Origin of the sequence: Spirosoma panaciterrae DSM 21099 (assembly GCF_000374025.1) — a bacterium.
In the GTDB taxonomy this organism is placed as follows: domain Bacteria; phylum Bacteroidota; class Bacteroidia; order Cytophagales; family Spirosomataceae; genus Spirosoma; species Spirosoma panaciterrae.
Map to the genome: position 1 here is coordinate 58660 of NZ_KB893244.1, position 23129 is coordinate 81788.

Consider the following 23129-nt stretch of genomic DNA (forward strand, 5'->3'; position numbering starts at 1 on the left):
ATCGGTTTCGATCAAATTTTAATCTCCCACCTCCATCCGAATCGGATGATAACCAACGTTATAAATTATTCGGCGCGCATGGCTTTGAAGGCATTCATCAGGCCATTGGTCGAGCTATCGTGCGAACTTACCGGCGCATCATCCTGAAGTTCGGGCAGGATGCGGTTGGCGAGTTGTTTGCCAAGCTCGACTCCCCATTGATCGAAGCTGAAAATATCCCAGATAACGCCCTGCGTGAAGATTTTGTGCTCATACATGGCTATCAGGCTACCCAGTGTATGGGGTGTCAGCTTTTTGAACAGGATCGAGTTGGTTGGTCGGTTGCCCGAAAATACCTTAAAGGGCGTCAGGGCTTTTACCTCGTCGTCGCTCTTACCCGACTTACGCAATTCGTCGGCCGCTTCGGCTTCCGTTTTGCCATTCATCAAGGCTTCGGTTTGGGCGAAAAAATTAGCCATTAAAATTTTGTGATGTTCGCCAATGGGTCGCTGGCTGATGGCTGGTGCCAGAAAATCGCAGGGGATCAGTTTGGTGCCCTGGTGAATCAACTGGTAAAAAGCGTGTTGCCCATTGGTGCCGGGTTCGCCCCAAATGATCGGTCCTGTTTGGTAATCGACCGGATTTCCGTCCCGATCAACGGATTTGCCGTTACTTTCCATATCGCCCTGCTGGAAATAAGCCGCAAATCGGTGCATGTATTGATCGTAGGGCAGAATGGCTTCCGTTTGCGCACCGAAGAAATTGTTGTACCAGATGCCCAGCAGACCCAGAATAACGGGTAGGTTCTGATCGAGTGGCGTATCGCGGAAGTGATTATCCATGACATGAGCCCCTTCCAACAACTCCTCAAATTTGTCGAAACCGATGTAGAGCGCAATCGATAGGCCAATAGCTGACCAGAGTGAGTACCGGCCGCCTACCCAATCCCAGAAACCGAACATATTGCTGGGGTCGATCCCGAACTTTTCGACATCTTTCTGATTGGTCGACAGAGCCGCAAAATGTTTGGCAATGGCCGATTCGTCCTTGGCTGCGTCCAGAAACCACTGACGTGCCGTTTGGGCATTGGTCATGGTTTCCTGGGTGGTGAACGTTTTGGAGGCAATCAGGAATAGCGTGGTCTCAGGCCGAACGGTTTGCAGGGTTTCGTAGATATGAACGCCATCGACGTTCGAAACGAAATGAACGCGCAGTTTTTGGTCATCGGCGTAGGGTTTCAGGGCTTCTGTAACCATCACCGGCCCCAGATCGGAGCCCCCAATGCCAATATTTACGACGTCGGTAATGGGTTCTCCCGTATAACCTTTCCATTCGCCCGACCGAATGCGTTCGGTAAACGATTTCATGTGCGCTAACACCTCGTTTACCTCGGGCATCACATCTTTGCCATCGACCAGAATTGGCGTGTTGGAACGATTGCGGAGTGCTATGTGCAAGACGGCCCGGTCTTCGGTCCGGTTGATTTTGTCGCCCGAGAATAGCTTGCCAATGGCGTCTTTGAGTTCGGCCTGGTTGGCTAGCTGAACGAGCAGGTCCAGCGTTTCGGAGGTAATCCGGTTTTTTGAAAAATCCAGCAGGATATCCGCAAACTGTCGCGAAAAGGTCGCAAACCGATTGGGGTCTTCGGCAAATAAATCCCGTAAATGACGATCTTTCAGATGGTCGTAATGTGCCTGTAGCTGGTCATACGCGGCTAGCTCGGTAAATCGATGATTGGCAAGCATAGAGGGAGTCGGATTTATGGTTTCGGAATTGGTTTTCAGAGTTTTAGCAGGTAGTTCACGCGGATTAAATGGCGCATGGACCTACTGAACTCTGTAAACTATAAACCGATAACTGACTTATCGGCGCGAATATCGTGAATCCCGGCAATCTTTTTTCGGCTATTTTTGCCATTCTTTTATAGCCTTTGTGTTGCTGACTACGTTGCTGAATGAATCAAAAACTTTTCTATTCGCTCGTCCTGACTGTGGTGGGAGCTTTGTTGTTTATCCCGTTTCTGGGCGGGGTACGCTTGTTTGACTGGGACGAAATTAACTTTGCTGAGTGTGCCCGCGAGATGATTGCCCTGGGCGATTATCTGCACGTCCATATTGACTTTAAGCCATTTTACGAAAAGCCTCCGCTGTTTTTCTGGCTTCAGTCGATGATGATGAATCTGTTTGGGATCAATGAATTTTCGGCCCGGCTGCCGAATGCCATCTGTGGAATCATCACCCTGGTGTATCTCTACAACCTCGGCCAAAAACTGCACGGGCATCGGTTTGGCCTGTTGTGGGCGCTGGCGTATCTGGGTTCGGTAACCCCCCATCTGTATTTCCGTTCGGGGATTATCGACCCTTTTTTCAACCTGTTTATCTTCATTGGGCTGGTCAATCTGATTTTTGCCTCCTGGAAACGCGAACGACTCGGCGGAGCCATGACCGTACCCAAACCGGAGTGGACCTATATCCTGATTGGGGGCTTTGTGCTGGGCCTGGCCATTCTGACCAAAGGGCCGGTGGCCTACCTGATTATTTTTCTGGTGCTGGTGAGCTATTGGGCTCTGAACCGATTCCGCTGGTTTATTACGCCCCTCCAGTTTATTGGCTTTTCGGTGGCGGCTTCGGTAGGCTCGCTGTTGTGGTATGGGCTCGATATTTACCTGCATGGCCCAACGCTGGTACGGGAGTTTCTGGCTTATAGTATTCGATTGCTTAGTACGCCCGATGCGGGACACGTGGGTTTTCCCGGCTACCATTTTATCATCCTGCTGGTAGGCTGTTTTCCCGCGTCCATCTTTGCCATCCGGGCATTTGGACCGCTGTTTATCGAACGGAATTACCAGCGCGATTTCCGGCAGTGGATGCTGATTCTGTTTTGGGTGGTCCTGGTTCTGTTCAGCATTGTTCAGTCGAAAATCGTCCATTATTCGTCGCTTTGCTATTTCCCACTGACCTACTTTGCAGCTCTGACGTTGTCGCAGTTGGAAGATCGGAAAATTCAGTTCAGCAATTGGTTGCGGGCCGGGCTGATCATTGTAGGGGGCATTTTTGTGCTGGCCGTTGGAGGCTTGCCGCTGATTGCCCATCGGATGGATATTGTTCGCCAGTTTGCCGATCAGGATGCATTTTCGCAAGGTAATCTGGACGCCCATATCGACTGGCCGTACTGGACGCTGATTCCCGGTATATGGCTTTTGCTTATTCTGGTGCTGGTGATTCGATGGTACAACCAGCACGAACCTGCCCAGGCATCCGTTGTGCTGTTTGGGGGGATGTCTGTTTTCATTACCCTGACCCTCTGGGCATTTATTGGCCGGATCGAAGGGATTTCGCAGGCGGCTGCCATGCGGTTTTTTGAACAGGCGCAGGGGCAGAATGTGTACGTAAAAACCTATGGCTACCATAGTTATGGGCCATTCTTTTATACGATGAAACCGCCTGTAACTAATCCGAATGCTTATAACGACGATTGGCTGCTGCGGGGTAAGATCGATAAAGATGTACTCTTCATTCGGCATGCATCCGAGCAGCCCACGCTTCTCGACTCGCTACCCGATGTGAAGAAAACGGGTCAGGAGAACGGGTTTGTTTTCTATCGTCGGCAAGCGAAATAGGGCCGACTAGCTGTTCAACCATCCTGACCAACAGTTGTGGCAATTTGGCATTGAATCGCTTTGCAAAACCGTATGGGCTGCCCGTTCGTTATAAAGCGTATGGCTACGTCTCTACGATCAACTCAACGTTCCCCGTTATACCGGGGCTTCTGGCAAACAGCCAACTCTGGATGGCTTTTTATGGTTCTGCTTGGTTTGTCGGCCTGCAGCCGCTCCGAAACCGGAACAAAAAAGCGACTGACCATCGATGTGGGGCAGATCAGGGAAATATCCATACCCAGCCGGGGCGATGGAACATCGGAACTGATCGGTACGTCGGATAATCAGGAAGTGGTGGATGTGTCCCGGCAGCAGCTTGCGCCTGCGGTGGATACGCTGAAGCATACGAACGACGGCCCGACGGTGTTCCAGATCAAGGGCGTTACGGTCGGAACGGCTACGGTTGTATTCTCAACAAAGCCTCTGAATCAGCCGGGACAGGGGCGGCCCATTCGTACATATGTGGTGCAGGTGAGGGCGAAATAAATCCGTTAAGCCCCAAGGTTCAACTGGTTCTCTGTTCGTTTTAGACGGGGTCAATCTTTTAGTATCAGGGCCGCTAATTCGCTTATGAAAGCCACTATGGTGAGGGCTATGGCCAAACGAGTATAACCTGTTCGATACAACAGAAAAAAAGCCAGGCCAAACATGAGCAGTACGAATAAACTATGGTAGGGGAAGCCGAGCTGGTGGCTTGAGCGGGGTGCTGCAAAAATACCCCATAGCGTGGCGGCAGCCAGTGGAAGGCCGATGGCTAACAGATATTTTCCGTATGGGTGCTGGCTCAGATGGAACCCCGCGTATCCATAAGCTCCCAGCATGCAGAGTTCCAGTAAGAAATAAATGGTTTGGTGCAGTCCTTTCAATAGTTGCATGAATGATCGTGATTGAATGGGTGTGATTCCGGCCAGAAGGCGGAGTTGCCAATCGGGCGGATCAGAAATAGAGGATTCCTTTCTGGCCGGAATACCTGAAAAGTTAAGTCCAGAAGGTAAATTTCTTTTTTGTAAAGATCGATTTCGGGATCATGGCATGAACGCCCAGGGTTTGATCGACGACCTGGCTTACTTCAAAGTCGACGGCAGTGCTGGCAATGGACAGGGCTTCGTTGAACGTAAAGCCCAGTTCGTCCCGAATGAAGGCACAGGCTTCTGACAGCGCGTTTTTCATGGCTTTGTTCAGGTCTTTATCCAGCCCGACGGCAATGAAATGAGTTGGCGTTTCGGCGCGGGGGTTTTTCAGCGTTTTGCCTTTGTGCACAATAAACTTCACGGTTAGGTTGACAGCCGTTTCGATGGCAACCCCACTCACTTCCCCATTGCCCTGTGCCCCATGCCCATCACCTGTGGTAAACAAGCCGCCGGGCACCGATACGGGCAGAAATAAGGTTGTTCCTTTCGTAAGGTGCTTGATGTCGAGATTGCCCCCGTAAAAATTGGGCGGGATTGAACTCTGGTGACCCATATCGGCTGGGGGCGATAATGCCATAACACCCATAAACGGTTTCAGCGGAATGTCGATGCCCTCTCGGAAGGTTGCGGTCTTTCGTTTCATATCGTATCGATATACGAACGTTTCGCGGGTTTTTACCTCGTCGGGTATGCCGCCACCACCCGGCCAGACACTGTTGACGCCGAACGGAGCGGGAAACGTCAGGTCGAGGATACGGATTTCGAGGCTGTCGCCCGGCTGAGCACCGTCAATGTAGACAGGCCCGGTCAGCATATGCCCCCGAATGCCGGAAGGTTCCGGTTTCACATTCTTCAGAATGGCAATTACCTCCTGCGCGTGCTGGTCGATCGGCAGATTGTTTTTGGTATAAAATTCCTCGGGATTAGTCCGGCTAACGCCCGAAGGGTTTACTGTCTGAATTTCAACCACGTCGCCATCGGCTACCCTGGCTACGGGAGGGACATCCGCGCCAAAATACCCCCACACCATGTTTTCGGGCAGGGAGCGAACGACATGATCAGGTTTAATGGGTTGTGCATGAGCTAAGTGGGGTGATGTTGATTCAGCCAATGGATACGCATGGGCGGTTAGCGGGCTGACTGAAAGAGCGGCCAGTCCGTTGCGGGTTGTCTGAAGGAAGGAACGTCGGGTTGTTTTCATCAGGTTGATCGACTAGTTTGTATCAGAAAATGAGCGTACTAAGATAAAAAATCGGCATTCAGTTGCTTCGTTAACAGGCATTTTGTCGTCGATTTTAATCGGAATTGCCCGAAACAACCCGGCGTATTAACCTGTTACCTTCCCGAAGTAACCTGTATTGCCTGTGTCATCGCCCACTTCCTCCCTCAAATCATCATCGTCGCCCAATAAATGGATTATTCTGGGAACGGTCATGTTCGGCACGTTCATGTCGACACTCGACAGTAGCATTGTCAACATTGCCCTCCCGACGATTCGCCGGGAACTGGCGGCTGGCGATAGTGTGGAATGGATTGTCCTATGCTACCTGCTGACGACCACCAGTACGCTACTGATTATGGGTAAACTGTCGGATTGGGTCGGTCGCAGACAGCTGTACATTACTGGCTTCTGTGTGTTTGTGCTGGGGTCGTTACTCTGTGGGCTGGCCTGGAGTTTATGGTCGCTGGTGGCGTTTCGGGTGGTGCAGGGGCTGGGGGCCGCCATGATCTTTGCCATTGGGCCAGCCATCATCAGCGATGCGTTTGCTGCGAACGAACGGGGGCAGGCGCTGGGATTTATGGGCTCTATTGTGGCCGCAGGGTCTAGTGCTGGTCCGGTGATAGGGGGGATATTGCTGGGGAAATTTGGCTGGACCAGTATTTTTTTTGTAAACGTGCCCATTGGTCTGATCGCGATCTGGCGTGCCTGGACCATTTTGCCCGAAACGCCAAAAGCAAGCGGACAACGTTTCGATTTAGTTGGGGCAGGCTTGTTTCTGCTGGGCGTAATCTCGTTGCTGACCGGGCTTGATTTTGGGCCGGAACCCCGCTACGGATGGGACAGCCCCCTGGTGATTTCTCTGCTTGCTATTGGGGCTGTGCTGCTGGCACTGTTTCTGGTTTGGGAAATGCGGGTTAGTGAACCCATGCTACGATTGAGCCTATTCCGGATCTGGCCGTTTACATCGGCTATTCTGGCGGCTTTTTGTGGGTTTGTTGCATCGGGTGGTAATTTATTTGTGATCCCTTTCTTTTTACAGCAACTCCTCGGCCTGAATCCCGAACGAGCCGGGCTGGTATTACTGGCTGGTCCGCTGACGCTTAGTCTGGTAGCTCCGGTAGGTGGTTATCTGTCGAGCCGTGTCAGTACGCGATGGCTGTCTAGTTTCGGGTTGTTGATAACGTCCTGTGGGTATTTTGCTTTTTCGTTTCTGGATACAGGTTGGCAATGGCAGGATGTAGTCTGGCGGAGTGCCCTGGTTAGTATGGGGTTTGGTCTATTCCAGTCGCCCAATAGTAGCAGCGCCCTCAACGCGGCTCCGCTGAATCAGCGGGGCATTGCCAGTAGTATTATCGCTTTTATGCGAAATCTGGGATTTGTTGTGGGCATTGCCTTAGCGGCTTCGGTCTGGTACAGTACGCGCAATCGATACGCTCTGGCGCATCAGATCAGTACAGAAGCTATTGAAGCACAGTTGCTTGGGATGCATTATGCGTATCGGGTCATGGCAGGTCTGGTGCTAACGGGAGCCATCGTATCCTTTAGCCGTGGCCGGGCGGTAAAGCCATCTCCTACTGTGACGGTGTCGGAAGCGTAATGCAGTAGCCCGGACATTCTACCCGCATAATTGTATTATTTAAAATCACTATGCGGGCAGAATGTCCGTGCTACTGCATTACCGCTTAGGGCCTATTGAATCGTAAATGACTACTTTTTCCCAGAGGTGAGCATAGTTGTTTCGGAAATCGTCGTGGATGGGGTGTTTCTGATAGGCTTCTTCATCGGCGGGGCTATCGAAAAAGCAGAGCCACGAATAGGCGTATTTCCGTTCGATAACCTCACGGTTTGTAGCCGCAGGGGTGCCAATATGAACCAGTTTTATCGTCGGGCATTTGGCCAGTTTATTCAGACCTTCCAGCAACTTGGCTTTGTCGGCTTCGCTTCCCGGATTTTTCAGGTAAAACAGTACGTGGTGTACAAATAGTTGTCCGGCTTCGGGAGCTAGAGTCGGTAAACCGACACCTAGGCCCGCAGCAACACTGCTTTTGACAAAATTTCTTCGGGATTGATCGTTCATTGGAAATCTGGCTATTGAGTTGGTACAGGTTGATTTTTCAGCAAAAATGTCGAACGATTTATAGCCCCGCAAGTTTGCTGCTGATTTCAGAGAACTAAGTCTATTAAACCTTTCAGCCTTCTAACTAGTCTTTTAAAAAGCTCTACATCTGATAGAGTTCTTTAACACGTAATTCACTCAACGATGAAACGAATAACAGGAATGATTTTTTGGCTATTTAGCCTCCCGCTGGTTACGCAGGCGCAAATCCGGCTGGATTCGAACCTGGTGAAAGCGGGACTGGAAGCCATCAGTTCGGCTACGTTATCCGATAAGCAGGTAGCAGACTACTCGCGGCAGGCTATGGTGCAAATGGATGCACAAAATCCGGTGGCTGGTCCTAATGATCCTTATACTGTTCGACTGAACCGTATTGTTAGCCGTCATCATACAATTAGCGGTATACCCCTCAACTATAAAGTGTACAAAGTGAAAGATGTCAACGCGTTTGCCACGGCCGATGGGAGCGTCCGGGTGTTTCAGGGGCTTATGGACATCATGACCGATACGGAGTTGCTGGCGGTGATGGGGCATGAAATTGGCCATGTCGCGAATCATGACGTACGAGATGCCATGAAACGATCGCTACAACGGTCAGCCATTCGGGATGTGGCGTCGGCCAATTCGGGGGTAATTGGTAAGATTTCACGTTCGCAACTGGGCGATGTAGCCGATTATCTGGTCGGAGCCTCTTTTAGCCGGAAGCAGGAAACCGAAGCCGATGATTATAGCTATAGTTTTCTGAAACGAAATGGGTACAATGTGCTGGCCTTGGCTACCTCCTTCGAAAAACTGGCCAAGCTGAGTGGAGGCCAAAGCGGGAAAGTCGCTAGTATGCTGTCGAGCCACCCCGACAGTAAGGTGCGTGCGCAACGGGTACGGGATCGTGCCCGCCGTGAGGGGTTGACGCGGTAAGTAGACCTAATTGGAAGATACAGCTCAATGGGGGGCTTATCTTCCAATTAGGTCAATCTGGTGAGAAATGGTTGTGCCAGAATGCGCATTTCAGACTAATTTGCAGGCCCATTTAGTAGCATGCATTTACTATTCGCCTGTTCATGAGTATTCTTCTGTTGAAAGTAACCCTGATGCCTTCAGTGATCGCTCTGGTCACGCTGGCAGCTAGAAAATGGGGAAATCAACTGGGCGGCTTAATTGGAAGTATGCCCTGGATAGCCGGGCCAATTCTGCTGTTTTTTATTCTGGAGCAGGGCAAAGACTTTGGCATCCATTCCATTCAGGGATCAATGACCGGAATACTGGCGTTGATCGCCTTTTGTTATAGTTACGCAACGTTTTCCCGGAACTTTACCTGGTTTCCTACACTGATGCTGTCGTATGGACTTTATACCGTTACGGCGGTATGGTTCAACTATATACAGTTGAGCATAGGGATGAGTTACGGGCTAGTTATGGCGCTCGTATTCCTTTCGCTCTGGGCCTTCCCGACCCCACCGATTCAACCCATTAAAGCCAGACGGTTGCCATTCGAGATACCCATTCGGATGCTGGTCGCTACGCTGTTTGTGCTGCTCATTACGGGCTTAGCCCGTATACTCGGCCCAACCTGGAGCGGTATTCTGACTCCCTTTCCCATCCTGACGTCTATTCTGGCTATTTTTTCGCACACGTTACAGGGTAGTCGGGCCACGATCATGACCTTGCGTGGCTTGGTGATGGGCTTGCCTGGATTTACAACCTTTCTCTTTTTACAGGCGTTTTTGCTTGAACATTGTTCGGTGGCTGTGGCGTTTGGAGTCGGTTTTGTACTCAACGCCTTTATCAATCTGACAGCCAGCCGGATAGGGAACGTCTGACAAGCGGAAAAGTGGCTACTCAATGTGTATGAATGATGAATAGTAGAATGATGCAGCAGACAACTAAAGTTGGAATCATTGGATTAGGGTATGTTGGCTTACCCCTGGCTGTCGCTTTTGCCAGAAAATTCGCGGTAGTTGGCTATGACATTGATCAAGAACGTATTCGGCAGTTGCAACAAGGTCAGGATATAACCTGTACAATGAGCAAAGAGGAGCTGGCCAGAGCAGAGAATCTGGTGTTCAGTACAGAAGCGGCTGATCTGTCAGACTGTACCGTTTTTATTATCACCGTCCCAACCCCGATCGATGCGTTTAAAAAGCCGGATTTACAGTATGTATTGGATGCGTCGGCTACGGTGGGCAAGCTCTTAAAAAAGGGCGATACCGTAATTTATGAATCGACGGTGTATCCAGGCTGTACTGAAGACGACTGCGTACCGGCTTTAGAACGTGCCAGTCAACTTATCTACAATCAGGACTTTTTCTGTGGGTACTCACCCGAACGCATTAGCCCTGGCGATACTGAACGAGCCCTTACGAAAATTTGCAAACTGACCTCAGGCTCGACACCGGAAACCGCCACCTTTGTTGACGACCTATATCGATCGATCATTGAGGCCGGAACCTATAAAGCGCCTTCTATCAAAGTAGCTGAAGCTGCCAAGGCGATCGAAAATGCCCAGCGTGATATAAATATCTCGTTCGTTAATGAATTGGCGCTCATCTTCGACCGGATGGACATCGATACGCACGAGGTATTGGCAGCCGCCAGCACGAAATGGAACTTTCTGCCCTTTAAACCGGGGCTGGTGGGAGGCCATTGCATTGGTGTTGATCCATACTATCTGGTACACAAAGCCCAAAACCTGGGGTATTATCCGCAGGTGATCGCATCCGGGCGGCTTGTGAACGATGGCATGGGGTTATTTGTCGCCAAGAAGATTCTAAAAAAACTAATCGCCAATGGGGTTTTGATCCACAGGAGCCGGGCGCTGATTCTGGGCATTACGTTCAAGGAAAACTGCCCAGACACGCGGAACACAAAAGTGGTCGATGTGTACCGTGAACTAACCGACTTCGGCCTGTCCGTCGATGTGTACGATCCGTGGGCGTCTCCACACTCTGTAAAACACGAGTATGGCATCGATCTGATTACAACGATTGACCAGACGTACGACGCTATTGTTCTGGCAGTTGCCCATGATCAATTCCTGACGCTGGATATAGCCGCCCTGAAAAAACAGAGAACCTCGGTTGTGTTCGATGTGAAGTCGGTTCTGGATAAATCAGTGGCCGATATGCGACTTTAAACGACCAGACCGCAAGGGTGCAATGACGCAAGGCTACTAATTTATGCCTTGCGTCATTGCACCCTTGCGGTTTGGTAAATGATACCTCAACTGAAAAAATGGGCGACGCCAAAAGCAGCGGCAGCAGCCAGTGCCCCAATCAACGTTACCTTGAACGCTCCCGAAATGGGTGGCTGTCCCGTCACACTGCTTTTGAAATAGCCGAAAATAAACAGGCAGATCAGCGTGGATAAACAGGAATAGAGCAGAGCCAACGTCGGTGGATTAATGAAAAAATAGGGCGTGAGCGGTATCAGGCCACCAGCCACATAAGCCGAGCCAATGGTCAGTGCACTTTTGGTGGCCCGGTTGGGGTCGGGTTTTTCGAGGCCCAGTTCGTACTTCATCATAAAGTCGATCCATTTGGTTTTGTCCTTCGCCAGTTCGTCGGCAATCACAGCTTGCAGCGTCGGGCTAAGTCCCATATCGGCGAATACCTCACGCACTTCTTCTTTTTCGCGCTCAGGTACGGTTTCAACTTCCAGCGCTTCACGTCGACGTTCGGAGGTATAATGATCGGCTTCGGTACGACCCGCCAGATACCCGCCTAAACCCATGGCAATGGAACCGGCTACAATTTCGGCTATCCCCGCCGTAACAACCAGTGATGAGTCGGCGACAGCCCCACTCAGACCAGCCGCCAGGGCGAAAGGAACGGTAAGGCCATCCGACATGCCGATCACAATGTCGGAAATGAAATCGGAGCTTTGCAGATGCTCTTCCTGGTGATGCAGATGTAAGTTGGCCATGTTATTCTTCTTCGCTATTGTTCAGTTTTGCCAGTAGATTGTAAGCTCCCTTGATAACCAGGGGTGCTTTTTGTGGGTCTAAGTCCACCGGGAGTGTCACGGCTACATAACCTCGCTCATGGATACCCGTTTTTACATCGATCTGCTGAAAGACGTAACTGTCCTTCGACCGTTGCCCAAGTGCGTACACATACGATTTGCCCCCAAAATTGACTACGGCTGATTCGGGTAAGGTCGTCAGTTGCTGTGCTCGAACGGATACCTGGGCGGCTGCATAACTGCCCGGAATAAAATCACTTGACCGACCTTCCGGGTGAACCAGCACCGGAACGGTTCGGTCGGCCGCAATGGACTTGCCAATCAGAAAGATGGTTCCCTTATGCGGAAACGAACTCACCCGGCTGCTGGTATCGCCCCCCAGAGCAAAGTGGACATTTTGCCCGATGTGGATCTGGCTCAGGTCTTTTTCGAAAACGCTTAGCTGGAGGTGCATGTGGCTGATGTCGGTCAGTTGCACAATGACATCGGCTGGGTTCACGAACCGACCGTTATTGACAGGTACATTGGTCACAAAACCCGAAACAGGCGAAGGAATGGTGATGGTACGAGTCAGTTGTTCGGGGGTGAGAGTAGCCGGGTTGATGTGCAGCATACTTAACCGTTGCCCAAGCCCCGCCAGTTGCGCCTGTAAACTCTGACGATTCGCTTTGGTCTGCTGGAATACTTTGAGTGCGGCCACGTTGTCGCGGCTTAGTTCCTGTTGGCGGGCATATTCTACATCGGCAAAGCCCAGTTTGGCTTTTGTATCCAGATAGTCCTGCTGAAGTTGAATATACTCCGGGTTTTCGAGCACCACGAGTGCCTGCCCTTTCCGAATTTGCATACCCGGCTCCAACTGTATTTTCCGAATATAGCCACCGACAGGCACCGATACCGATACCTCATTCTGGGCCGGAACCTCCAGCATCCCCGCTACCTTGAGCATCGTCTGCATTGGTCTGGATTCGGGCTGGCCCAACTGGATTTCGGCCATGTTGTATTGGGCCTGTGTCAAGGTTACCTGAACGGGGCCTGTTGCTTCGGCCTGGACCGAATCGGCCTGTGATGCCTGGGTTTCTGTACTGGTATCTGAGCCAGACTGGCAGCTAGCCGCCAGGGTTGTTCCAGCCAGCAATAAAGCAATTGAAACGATATAGGCTAACGGATTATGTTGGGTATTCATACGAAACTTGTATCGTGAAATGGCAAATTGATAGGTTGTGTACGTGAGGTATCCAATGATCGATACCCTTAAGGTGTACCCGCCAGATAACCCAGATAGAGTACCGATTGATCGTACTGATAGAGTAAGTCGAGGTAATTCAGACGGATGGTTAGCGCCTGCTGCAGAGCCAGTGAATATTCGACATAGCCGATGTCGCCCCCACTGAACGCCCGTTGCGCCTGATTCTGGATAAGCTGGGCCTGAGCCAGTCCCGTTTGTTCGTAATACGTCAGCGCATCGCGGTATTGATTGTACTGCGCTACAGCCTTCGTTACCTGTTGCTGTAAGGCCGTCTGTTGCGTCTGTAGCTCCTTTTGTGCCAGTTGTTCGCCAACACGAGCCGCTTCGACCCGCGCCCGTCCGGCACCCCCAATCAAGGGGAAGGTCATCCCAATCTGTCCGCCCTGAAACCGATACCCAGGCCCAAAGTATAACTCCTGCCCGTTGATAAGCTGGTTTCCTGTTAAGGTCTGCGAGAAGAAACCGACCAGAAAATCGGGTTTCAGGCGAGCCTGTTCGACCAGTCGGCTTTGTTCGGCGATCTGAATTTGCTGCTGCAACTGGCGGACCAGTGGATTCTGAGCCAGCAGCGAACTGTCGGTCGGTAAGGTGAGCGTCAGTCGGGGCAGGAGTTGGTCGGGTAGGGTGATGGGCTCCCGGCGAAGCAACAGCGTTTGCAGACGAGTCTGGGCGTCGAGCTGGGCTGCCTGATTCTGCGTAAGGCGCACCCGCTGGTCGGCCAGTTGACTTTCGGCCGTTGCTTTTTCCAGCGTGTTGGTTTCGCCCACCCGCAATCGAACGGTGGCGGCTTTGACGAAAGCGGTCAGCAAGGTATCCTGTTGTTGAAAAAGCCGATTGCGCTGAGCCAGATAGAGCAGGTCGTAATAGGTTTGTTTTACCTGATAAATTACATCGTTGCGGGTTACCTGAGCCGCTGCCTGCCTACCCGTCACGGTCTGGTCGTTCAGTTTGGCCAGTCGCTGCATCAGGGTTGGATTTGGAATGGTTTGCGTCAGCGTCAGGTTATTGTCAAATCGGCGGCTGTTGTATTGGCCCAGCATCAGCATGGCCGATAACCGGCCCGGATCGTAGGCTGTTCGTCGGAGTGCCTGCTGCTGGCTAACTCCCAGGTCCGCAATTTGCACCTGCGCGTTGCGGGCTGTGGCCTGTTGGATGGCCTGTTCAAGCGTTACCAATTGAGGAGCCTGTGCTTTTGCCGCCGATGACGTATAAAGACTACCTAGTAGCAGACCTGGCAGGATTACGGCCGCCGGAATCGATCTAGGCCCTTTTTTCGCTGCTTTTATCTCACGGTCGATGGATTTTTTCTCCAGTAACGAATACAGAATGGGGATAATCAGGAGCGTAAGCAGGGTAGCGGTCAATAGCCCACCAATAACCACAGTGGCTAATGGCTTCTGGACTTCGGCACCAGCCGAATTGGAAAGTGCCATCGGAATAAAGCCAAAGGAAGCCACTAAGGCCGTCATAATAACCGGGCGCAATCGAACTTCAGTACCGCGCCGGATAATTTCGATCAAGTCGGTTAGCCCTTCATCGTGGCGTAGTCGGTTGAATTCAGCGATGAGGACGATACCGTTCAAAACCGATACCCCGAAGAGGGCAATAAAACCGACACCTGCCGATATACTAAACGGCATATCCCGGATCAGTAAGGCAAATACACCACCGATGGCGGCTAGTGGAATAGCCATGAAAATCAGCAGACTTTGCCGGGCCGAATGGAAGGTGAAGAACAGCAGGGCGAAAATAAGCCCCAGCGCTACCGGAACGGCAATGCCGAGCCGACGTTTGGCATCGACCAGATTTTCAAACTGCCCGCCATACGTAACCGAATAACCCGCTGGTAACTTGATTTGTCGATTCACTTTCTGCTGGAGTTCTGTGACGATACTTTCTACGTCGCGCCCACGAACGTTGAATCCCAGTGTAATCCGACGGTGTGTATTGTCGCGCTGGATCTGGTTGGGGGCCTGTTGCATACTAACCTGTGCTATTTGGGAAAGAGGGATTTGCTGGGTCATTCCATTGGGGCCGGGGGGCGTGGCTACGTATAAATTCTGAACATCTTCGATGCGCTGGCGTTTGTCGGCGGCCAGCCTGACCACCAGATCAAATCGCTTTTCGCCTTCAAAAACCTGTCCGGCCGATTGCCCGGCAAAGGCGGTGTTGATGGTCCGGTTCACATCGGCTACGTTGAGGCCAAACCGGGCCAGTTTCGATCGGTCGAGCTGAATCTGAATTTGGGACAATCCCGCCACCTGTTCCACATACAGGTCTTTGGCACCGTTGATGGTGCGGATGATACGCCCTACCTGGCCCGCCAGCCGTTCGAGCTGCTGTAAATCATCGCCGTAAATTTTCATGGCCACATCCTGTCGGGCACCCGTCATCAGCTCGTTGAAACGCATCTGTACGGGTTGCTGAAAGCCGAACGTAACCCCGGGAATCACCGAGAGGGCTTCGGCCATTTTATTGGCCAGTTCGTCGCGGGTGGTGGCCGAGGTCCATTGATCTTTCGGTTTCAGGATAATCATCTGATCGGCGGCTTCGATAGCCATTGGGTCGGTGGGTATTTCGCCCGATCCGATTTTGGCAACGACCTGCTCTACTTCAGGAAACTGTTTCAGAAGAATCCGCTCGGCTTTCAGCGTGGCATCGACGGTTTCAGACAATGAGCTGCCGGTAAGTGTACGTGTATCGACCGCAAAATCACCCTCGTCGAGTTGCGGGATAAACTCCCCGCCCATACGCGTAAACAGAAATCCGGCTACTACCAGCATGGCGATCGCACTCCCCAGAACGGGTATCCGATGCCGAAGCGACCACAGTAACACGGGTTCATAAAAACGATGCAGCCGTTTCATGAGCTTATCCGAGAACGATTCTTTATGAACTACATTCTTACTGAGCAGTAGGGCCGAAACCATTGGCACATAAGTCAGCGACAGGATAAAAGCCCCCAGAATCGCAAAGGCAACTGTCAAAGCCATGGGTCGGAACATCTTGCCTTCGATGCCAGACAGGGCCAGGATGGGCAAATACACAATCAGAATGATAATCTCGCCAAATGCAGCCGAGGAGCGAATCCGGCTGGCCGAGCCGAATACTTCGTCGTCCATTTGTTCCTGGGTAAGCACCTGGTCTTTATTCCGCAGAATGATGTGGTGCAACGTAGCTTCGACAATGATGACGGCACCGTCTACGATGAGCCCGAAGTCGATAGCCCCCAGGCTCATCAAATTGCCCGATACACCAAACAGATTCATCATCGATATAGCAAAGAGTAGTGCTAACGGGATCACCGAAGCGACCACAACGCCCGCTCGCCAGTTGCCCAGCAACAGGACCAGGACGATAATAACAATGATGGCCCCCTCGAGCAGGTTTCGTTCCACGGTACTGATGGCGCTGTTGACCATCTTGGTCCGATCCAGAAATGGGATAATCTGTACCCCTTCCGGTAGGGTTTTCTGAATCTCGGCAATTTTGGCTTTTACTTCCTTGATCACTTCCGACGAATTGCCGCCTTTGATCATCATCACAATAGCGCCAACCGTTTCGCCCTGGCCATTTCGTGTAACGGCCCCATACCGCACCGCCGAACCCGTACCAATCTGGGCTACATCCCGCACACGAATGGGTAACCCCTGGGCATTCAGCCTGACCATGATGTTGCCGATGTCGTCGGTCGATCCGATCAGTCCGTTGGCTCGGATAAAATACGCATTGGGTTTCTGGTCGATGTAGGCCCCCCCCGTGTTCTGGTTATTTTGCTGGAGAGCTGTAAACAGGTCGTTGATGGTGATGCCGTAACTGCGGAGACGATCAGGATCGACGGCGATTTCATACTGTTTCATTAGCCCTCCGAAACCACTGACATCCGCTACACCGGGCGTTCCAAGCAATCCCCGACGGATGATCCAATCCTGAATGGTTCGCAGATCGCTAAGGGTATAGCGATGTTCGTAGCCTTTTTTCGGAACAACGGTGTATTGGAAAATTTCGCCCAGGCCCGTTGTGACAGGGGCCAGCGTAGGCGTACCGACCCCTGGCGGAATCTGGGTGTTTACCGCGATCAGCCGTTCGGCAATTTGCTGGCGAGCCCAGTAAATATCCGTGGCATCTGTAAAAACAACGGTCACAATCGACAGGCCGAAGCGAGAAAACGACCGGATTTCGATCAGGTTCGGAATGTTTGACAATCCGACTTCGACCGGAAATGTGACCAGGCGTTCAATATCTTCGGCCGCCAGGGAGGGACTACTGGTGATAACCTGTACCTGGTTGTTCGTGATATCAGGTACAGCGTCAATGGGGAGTTGAGTGGCCGACCAGCCGCCCCAGACGATCAGGGCCAGCGTAAATAGCCCAATGATCAATTTGTTATGGATCGAGAAATGAATAATCGCATTCAGCATTGCTACTCAAAGATCAGAAGCCAGCTATAAACGGTTGGGGAGTTGTCATTTCCAGGGGCAGTACAGCCTGTAGAAATGATTAGCCCGGAAGTATGTGCCTAAATAAGCCGCCATCATCAACCCTGTCGATTGATCGAAAGCGTAAGAAGTATCACAAAAAAGGGTGCGTAAAAGCCGGAAGCGGCCCGTTTGGGCACACTACGGCCTGCCCGTAGAGAAACCTAGCGTCGGGGTGGGTTAATTAGCGACGAAACGCTCAGGAATGAATAGAGATTGGCATACCGGAAACAAGCCGACCGGGCCAGTAAAAGAATCGCCACTGAGGCAAAGACAAAGGATAAAAAGAGATGAGGGGAGAATACCGAAACCGCGTGACCCACTGCCGGAAGGTTATGGTGGCTATGGTTGGGATGTTTCTGATGCTCGGAGTTGGCGCCGTAGTGCATCTCCATAAAATCGAGAAAACTTAGGTTGGGCTCCTGTTGACGATGCTCGCGGTAATGCTGAGCCAGATCTATGAGTCGGCTGGTCTGGTCAACGCCAAAACCGGGGAGCAAACTGCTACCCGTTATCAGCAATGCCAGCAAAAAAGCAACCATCGACCTCATAAGCTTGACTTCCCCTGTATGGGCTTTAACGTAAAGTTGGTCAGAAAGTTTAAAGCCCCCAAGTGCGGGGGCTTATTTAGAAATAATCCAGGCAGCTTCGTACCCAATGGCCTAGGTCGGAAAAATCGGTGCGTTGCTGCGCATGATTAAATACTGCCGACGCTACTGAGGGTTAAATGGCCTGTTTGCCAGCGCTAATTTATTGATAACGCCCTGAATACGTCTGCGGGAAATCCGGGCTATATAGCCATTGGTTAAGCAAACCTCAAGCGTTGCGTTGTTGGGATTCGTGATCGACTGAACGAAAAGGGGGTTAATCATCTCGGATTTATGTACCCGAACAAAATCGGCAAGCTGGTTTTCGAACCACTTCAGTGTTTGGGTGATCAGAACGGGCTTGGCAGGTTCGGCCAGATAAACCCAGGTATAATTGCCAAATCCCATCAGGCGAATGATTGAACTGTGGGCTATTGGCCTATCAATGCCTGGCAGGCGGATCTGGTTTGCCCGGCTACCAATGGGCCTTTGTAGAAAATGTCGGGTTGGAGTTTGGATAGGGAGTATATCTTGTTCAAGCAATTGCATAAACGGTCAATATAGTATCAAAAAATGCTGAATGGTCCGGGTAAATAGATAGCCGGACCGCTCGTGGATAGTATAGAGACGAAAAAATAAACGTATGTAACAGGAAAACCTGTTTTTTTATAGTTCCGGCAGGCGCTACTTGAACGGGTTGTGCGTTTTTTGTTTATATAATATGCTCATTATCTGGCGGTTATGGCAGGGGTTAGTTGACTGTAATTCAGGGAAGAAATGGGGATTCCCATAGCCGACTTTAGGCTCAATTTGCTCATGGGCTTGTCAGAAAAGAATATGTCGGTTAGTACCGTCAGCCCATCATCGGCGAATAATTCGACCGAAGCGACATCTGCCAGCAAGGTAAGCGATAGGGACGCATTGGTCGATAGCCGGGGAGCGGTATGCCGTTTGCCGAATCCTTTTTCGAAATCTATTTTACCCGAACGACTTCGATCTATATAGTAGGTGTTGGTTGCTTTGTCGTAACCGATCTCCAGTTCATTGCCCTGCTCATTTGCCAGTATGATAGAAAAGTCGTTCGTCGCTTGTGTGGTCAGATCCAGCCGGAATAGCCCAGATGCATTCATGACTTTGCTGGTCAGGTCGTACGTCCCTTTAACCGATCGGTTTTTCTCGGTAAAGCGCTTTCCATTCAATGCGCCCAGTTCTTTTACAGGTGTTGAGCTTAGATAAAGCTCCTTGTTGACGTCTTTCAATTGCAGTAAACGCGGTATGGTCATGGCACTGCGCCAGGTAGCTGTAGGAACAACCTGCGCATACTGCCAGTTGCTCATCCAGCCCATCAGAATGGAGCGATTGCCCGTATTGGCGAACGTTACACCCGCATAGTTGTCGGTGCCGTAATCCATCCATTTGGTTTTGGTTGAATACGGTTTGAAGGTCTTGCCGTCGAAATCGCCCACGAAATACTGCGTTGCCGAACCGCCGTTTGGCCCTCCGGGATTGATGCTTACCAGCAATACCCATACTTTTTTTCCATTGTGGTCGATTGAGAGCAGGTCGGGGCATTCCCAAACGCCCCCATGTGCGCCCAGATTATGGCCAAACTCACTTTGCTTCGACCATGTTTTCAGGTCCGGCGACGCATAAAACGTGACCCGATCTTTGGTAGCCAGGGTCATGATCCACTTTTTCTGCGGCTCGTACCAGCGTACTTTGGGGTCTCTGAAATCAACAATGCCCGGATTTTGAAGTACCGGATTGCCTGCATATTTCGTCCAGGTTTTGCCTTCGTCCAGGCTGTAGGCAATACTCTGGTATTGAAACTTGTCCGACTTTCTCTTTTCCAATTCAGGATTGTGGTGTGTAAAAATAGCGACCAGGGGAACCTGCCCTTTTTTACCGAACCCGCTGGTATTATGAACATCAACTACGGCACTACCGGAGAATATATACCCCAGCTTATCCGGGTACAGGGCGATTGGTTGTTCCTGCCAGTGAACCAGGTCTTTGCTGGTGGCATGCCCCCAGTGCATAGGCCCCCATTTGGTGTCGTTAGGATAGTACTGGAAAAACAGATGGTAAGTCCCGTTGAGATAAACCATCCCGTTTGGGTCGTTCATCCAGTGGGCTTTGGGCGTGAAATGATATTGAGGACGGTAAGGTTCGGGAGTAGTCGTACCCTGCCCCAGGAGCTGATAGCCTGTAAGGCTAAAAAGAACAGCTAGAACAAGTTGGTTAGGACGCTTGCTATAGGCGTATAGATTCGAAAGCAATGAGCAGCTTAGTAATCTACAGAAGTTCAGATTCATTAGGTCAACGATTCAGTGTTCGAAAGGGAGCAAAGATAAGCGGCATCGCTTTCATCCAATATCGACCGTTGCGTATTATAGCTGCCTGTAACCCATTCCCTGTTCCTTTTCAGAAAGGCGAACTTCTTCGCCAAAACCTGTGCATAGGTCGGGTTCCGCTGCTGTATCTATTTTAGTCGCAGCCTGAAGAATGCCGACGTATGGCCTTTTGTACGCATGGTTTAAATAAGGCAGGGTTTCGGGTTGATGAATGTACATTAATCAGCCCGAAACCCTGCCTTATGACCTTATTCATTGCAAACGAAATTAATACCCGATTACGCTGCCCGACGTGGATTCGTTGGACAAGCCCGTTAACCCCCGGTTCGAATCGGCATAGCGGGTGCCATCTGGGTTCACGATGCTGTCGCTGGTGTGGTCGCGGTCCGGGTAGTTGCTGGAAGAATTCCAACCAGACGTGTTATCATCCGACTCACCGGCAGCCCGGTTGTTGACGAACGATTCGGCGAGCATGGTCAGTTTCTTGTCAGCGTTTTTCTCCTCGTCCAGCGTTTGCTGGAGTAGTCGGGCGGCTTCATGGTAGCCCAGCACCTGGGCTAGCGTAACGGCCGAGCCATACGACGCAATTTCGTGATGCTCAATTTTTTGACCGGCAATGATTAGTCCTGCATCGCGGGTTAGTGAACCAGAGTCGGTATTGGAAACCACACGCTGGGCATCGTCGACCAGGCCGTCGATCGCGTCGCAGGTACCTTCGTCGGTATCGATGCCAATACTATTGAACACCTGCTCCAGTCGGGCTACCTGATTACGGGTTTCTTGTTGATGTTGTAGAAAAGCATTTCGAACCTCATCGGTTGTTGAGGCATCGGCCTGTTCGCCCAGAGCATTGACCGCTTGCTTTTCAGCGTAATACATGTTCTGTAGCTCGGTAACGAACAGGCTTTTCAGACCTTCCTGCGTATCAGTATCCATTCCTCCAAAAAAGTTGGCGATGCGTTCTCCAAATGTTGCCATGATTCCAATGGTTTTGTGATTAGTATTTTATATAACGCTATCCTGGAGTACCAATTTCGGGCCAACCACTGAGACTCTGTAGGTTATGGGTTTTCTCTAGGCGGGTGGTGTTTCTGTTTTTCTACAGAATAAGTAGATTATTTACACATGAAATTATATTGATGAATGTATTTGTGTTGGTGGTCAACCGACGGTTCGTCTACGATTGAAACTGTATTATCGCTAGTTCACTTCCCTGTTTTCGCATTCCGTCTGAGTTCAGCATGGGCCATTCCTCGTCGAAACCCAATTTTGTAGCATCAGATCAGGCTGCTCAATGGCCGAAGCTGGTCAAGTGAACACATAAACAACAACACAATGAAACGGCTATTAAAGAAATTGATTATGAAACCCGTCCGGCCAGCGAAGCGTCGGATCTGTGTGGTACGTCAGCAGGCCTGGTGGGGACATGAATAAGCCCATCAGGCCCGGCTATTCCTAAATGATTGAAGCAAAATGGACAGATCGTTGCAGTTAGTCGGGTGTGACATCTATCTTTGGTAGTATTTATGGGGTATGCGATCCGACAAAGTCTCGCTGAGTGATATTGCCCGATTAGCCGGGGTTTCTACCGCGCTGGTTTCGTATGTCTTGAGCGGTAAGGAAAAAGAAGGCCGGGTAGGGCAGGCGATTGCCGGGAAGATTCGGACCATTGCCAAAGAACTGAACTATCAGCCGAACCTGCTGGCCAAAAGCCTTCGGAAAGGGCAGACCTTTACAATTGGGCTCATTATCGCCGATATTTCCAACCCCTTTTTTGCCAACATTGCCCGTGAGGTCGAGGACGAATCCCGGCGGCATGGGTATACGGTAATCATCGGGAGTTCGGATGAAGATGCCGACAAAGCCTGGGATCTGATGAATGTACTGATCAATCGGCAGGTCGATGGATTGATTATCGTGTCGTCCGAACATTCCGAACGGCTGGTCGAGCATCTGCAACGTATCCGGTTGCCCTTTGTCTTGCTGGATCGTCATTTCCCCCAGTTCGATACCGACTTCGTGGTTACCGACAATGCGCGTGCTTCCTACGAAGCGGGGATTCACCTGATCGAGAATGGCTACCAGCGCATCGGCTTTATTGCCTATCAGTCGGCCATGTTTCATGTCCGTGAACGGATTCGCGGCTATCAGGAAGCCTTGCGAGACCGAGGTATCAGAGCCGAAGCCAACTGGTTAAAGCGTGTGTCGTTTCAGGCCATCGAAGCCGAAATTCGAACCGCTATCGATGAGCTGGTATCGGCCGAATCACCCGTTGATTCACTCATCTTTTCTACCTACGGGCTGGCCGTGAACGGACTTAAATATTTCAACGAGCTACGCTTACGGGTTCCTGAAGATGTAGGCGTTGTGAGCTTCGGACAGGCCGAAGTGTTCGATCTGTACTACTGCCCCATCTCCTACATGCGCCAGCCTATTGATGTATTGGGCAAAAAAGCTGTTGACATCTTGATTCATCGGCTGAAAGGCGAAGTGGTTGATAGCCAGACGTATGTGATTGAAGCACACCTGGTGGCGCGGGCATCGTCACGAAAACGGATGATTAGGTAAATACCCCTTTTGTCTTTACTTAAACGTTTAAGCGAAGGCATTTCCCTATCCCT

General features: G+C 51.0%; 18 protein-coding genes. 7 read left to right on the forward strand and 11 right to left on the reverse strand.

Annotated features, from left to right (window positions below):
* Positions 1–65 precede the first annotated feature (65 nt).
* Positions 66–1724 (reverse strand): glucose-6-phosphate isomerase, encoded by a 1659-nt coding sequence (gene pgi / locus B153_RS0133635; RefSeq protein ID WP_020601162.1) that lies wholly within the window; start codon positions 1722–1724, stop codon positions 66–68.
* 209 nt (positions 1725–1933) lie between these two features.
* Between pgi and B153_RS0133640 the strand changes: the two genes are divergently transcribed.
* Both B153_RS0133640 and B153_RS0133645 read left to right on the forward strand, forming a co-directional pair.
* Entirely contained in the window at positions 1934–3598 is a 1665-nt protein-coding gene (locus B153_RS0133640; RefSeq protein WP_020601163.1) for an ArnT family glycosyltransferase, read from the forward strand.
* Between the two features lie 99 nt (positions 3599–3697).
* Positions 3698–4123 (forward strand): hypothetical protein, encoded by a 426-nt coding sequence (locus tag B153_RS0133645; protein ID WP_245564990.1) that lies wholly within the window; start codon positions 3698–3700, stop codon positions 4121–4123.
* Positions 4124–4173: 50 nt separating this feature from the next.
* Here the strand turns inward: B153_RS0133645 and B153_RS0133650 are convergent, their stop codons facing one another.
* Together B153_RS0133650 and B153_RS0133655 are read right to left on the reverse strand one after the other, a co-directional pair.
* Positions 4174–4512, reverse strand: coding sequence for a YrdB family protein (locus tag B153_RS0133650; RefSeq protein WP_020601165.1), 339 nt, complete (start codon positions 4510–4512; stop codon positions 4174–4176).
* A gap of 103 nt (positions 4513–4615) precedes the next feature.
* Complete coding sequence (locus B153_RS0133655) at positions 4616–5749, reverse strand: acetamidase/formamidase family protein (RefSeq protein ID WP_020601166.1); 1134 nt, start codon at positions 5747–5749, stop codon at positions 4616–4618.
* Positions 5750–5912: 163 nt separating this feature from the next.
* Here B153_RS0133655 and B153_RS36345 point away from each other — a divergent pair, with 163 nt between their 5' ends.
* Positions 5913–7367, forward strand: a complete 1455-nt coding sequence (locus B153_RS36345; RefSeq protein WP_245564991.1) for an MFS transporter — start codon at positions 5913–5915, stop codon at positions 7365–7367.
* 78 nt (positions 7368–7445) lie between these two features.
* Here B153_RS36345 and B153_RS0133665 read toward each other — a convergent pair whose 3' ends face one another.
* Positions 7446–7847, reverse strand: a complete 402-nt coding sequence (locus B153_RS0133665) for a Dabb family protein (RefSeq protein ID WP_026262651.1) — start codon at positions 7845–7847, stop codon at positions 7446–7448.
* A gap of 183 nt (positions 7848–8030) precedes the next feature.
* Between B153_RS0133665 and B153_RS0133670 the strand changes: the two genes are divergently transcribed.
* The 3 genes from B153_RS0133670 (at position 8031) to B153_RS0133680 (ending at position 11016) form a co-directional block, all read left to right on the forward strand.
* Positions 8031–8801: a M48 family metallopeptidase gene (locus B153_RS0133670; RefSeq protein ID WP_026262652.1), complete on the forward strand. Its 771-nt coding sequence runs from the start codon at positions 8031–8033 to the stop codon at positions 8799–8801.
* Positions 8802–8944: 143 nt separating this feature from the next.
* Complete coding sequence (locus B153_RS0133675; RefSeq protein WP_020601170.1) at positions 8945–9703, forward strand: hypothetical protein; 759 nt, start codon at positions 8945–8947, stop codon at positions 9701–9703.
* Between the two features lie 35 nt (positions 9704–9738).
* A complete protein-coding gene (locus B153_RS0133680) occupies positions 9739–11016 on the forward strand; it encodes a nucleotide sugar dehydrogenase (protein WP_211221731.1) in 1278 nt (425 codons plus the stop codon).
* 86 nt (positions 11017–11102) lie between these two features.
* Here the strand turns inward: B153_RS0133680 and B153_RS0133685 are convergent, their stop codons facing one another.
* The 7 genes from B153_RS0133685 to B153_RS0133720 all read right to left on the reverse strand — a co-directional run bounded on the left by B153_RS0133685 (position 11103) and on the right by B153_RS0133720 (position 21486).
* Positions 11103–11804 (reverse strand): VIT1/CCC1 transporter family protein, encoded by a 702-nt coding sequence (locus B153_RS0133685; protein ID WP_020601172.1) that lies wholly within the window; start codon positions 11802–11804, stop codon positions 11103–11105.
* Between the two features lies 1 nt (position 11805).
* Positions 11806–13026 (reverse strand): efflux RND transporter periplasmic adaptor subunit, encoded by a 1221-nt coding sequence (locus B153_RS0133690; protein WP_020601173.1) that lies wholly within the window; start codon positions 13024–13026, stop codon positions 11806–11808.
* 68 nt (positions 13027–13094) lie between these two features.
* Entirely contained in the window at positions 13095–17510 is a 4416-nt protein-coding gene (locus B153_RS0133695; protein ID WP_020601174.1) for a CusA/CzcA family heavy metal efflux RND transporter, read from the reverse strand.
* 221 nt (positions 17511–17731) lie between these two features.
* Positions 17732–18109 (reverse strand): hypothetical protein, encoded by a 378-nt coding sequence (locus tag B153_RS0133700; protein ID WP_020601175.1) that lies wholly within the window; start codon positions 18107–18109, stop codon positions 17732–17734.
* A 171-nt stretch (positions 18110–18280) separates the two neighbouring features.
* A complete protein-coding gene (locus tag B153_RS0133705) occupies positions 18281–18703 on the reverse strand; it encodes a LytTR family DNA-binding domain-containing protein (RefSeq protein WP_083928280.1) in 423 nt (140 codons plus the stop codon).
* A 179-nt stretch (positions 18704–18882) separates the two neighbouring features.
* A complete protein-coding gene (locus B153_RS0133710) occupies positions 18883–20469 on the reverse strand; it encodes a glycoside hydrolase family 32 protein (RefSeq protein WP_083928281.1) in 1587 nt (528 codons plus the stop codon).
* Between the two features lie 306 nt (positions 20470–20775).
* Positions 20776–21486 carry a YciE/YciF ferroxidase family protein gene (locus tag B153_RS0133720; protein WP_020601179.1) on the reverse strand — a complete coding sequence of 237 codons (711 nt, stop codon included), beginning with the start codon at positions 21484–21486 and terminating at the stop codon, positions 20776–20778.
* A 555-nt stretch (positions 21487–22041) separates the two neighbouring features.
* Here B153_RS0133720 and B153_RS0133725 point away from each other — a divergent pair.
* A complete protein-coding gene (locus B153_RS0133725; RefSeq protein ID WP_020601180.1) occupies positions 22042–23076 on the forward strand; it encodes a LacI family DNA-binding transcriptional regulator in 1035 nt (344 codons plus the stop codon).
* Positions 23077–23129 lie beyond the last annotated feature (53 nt).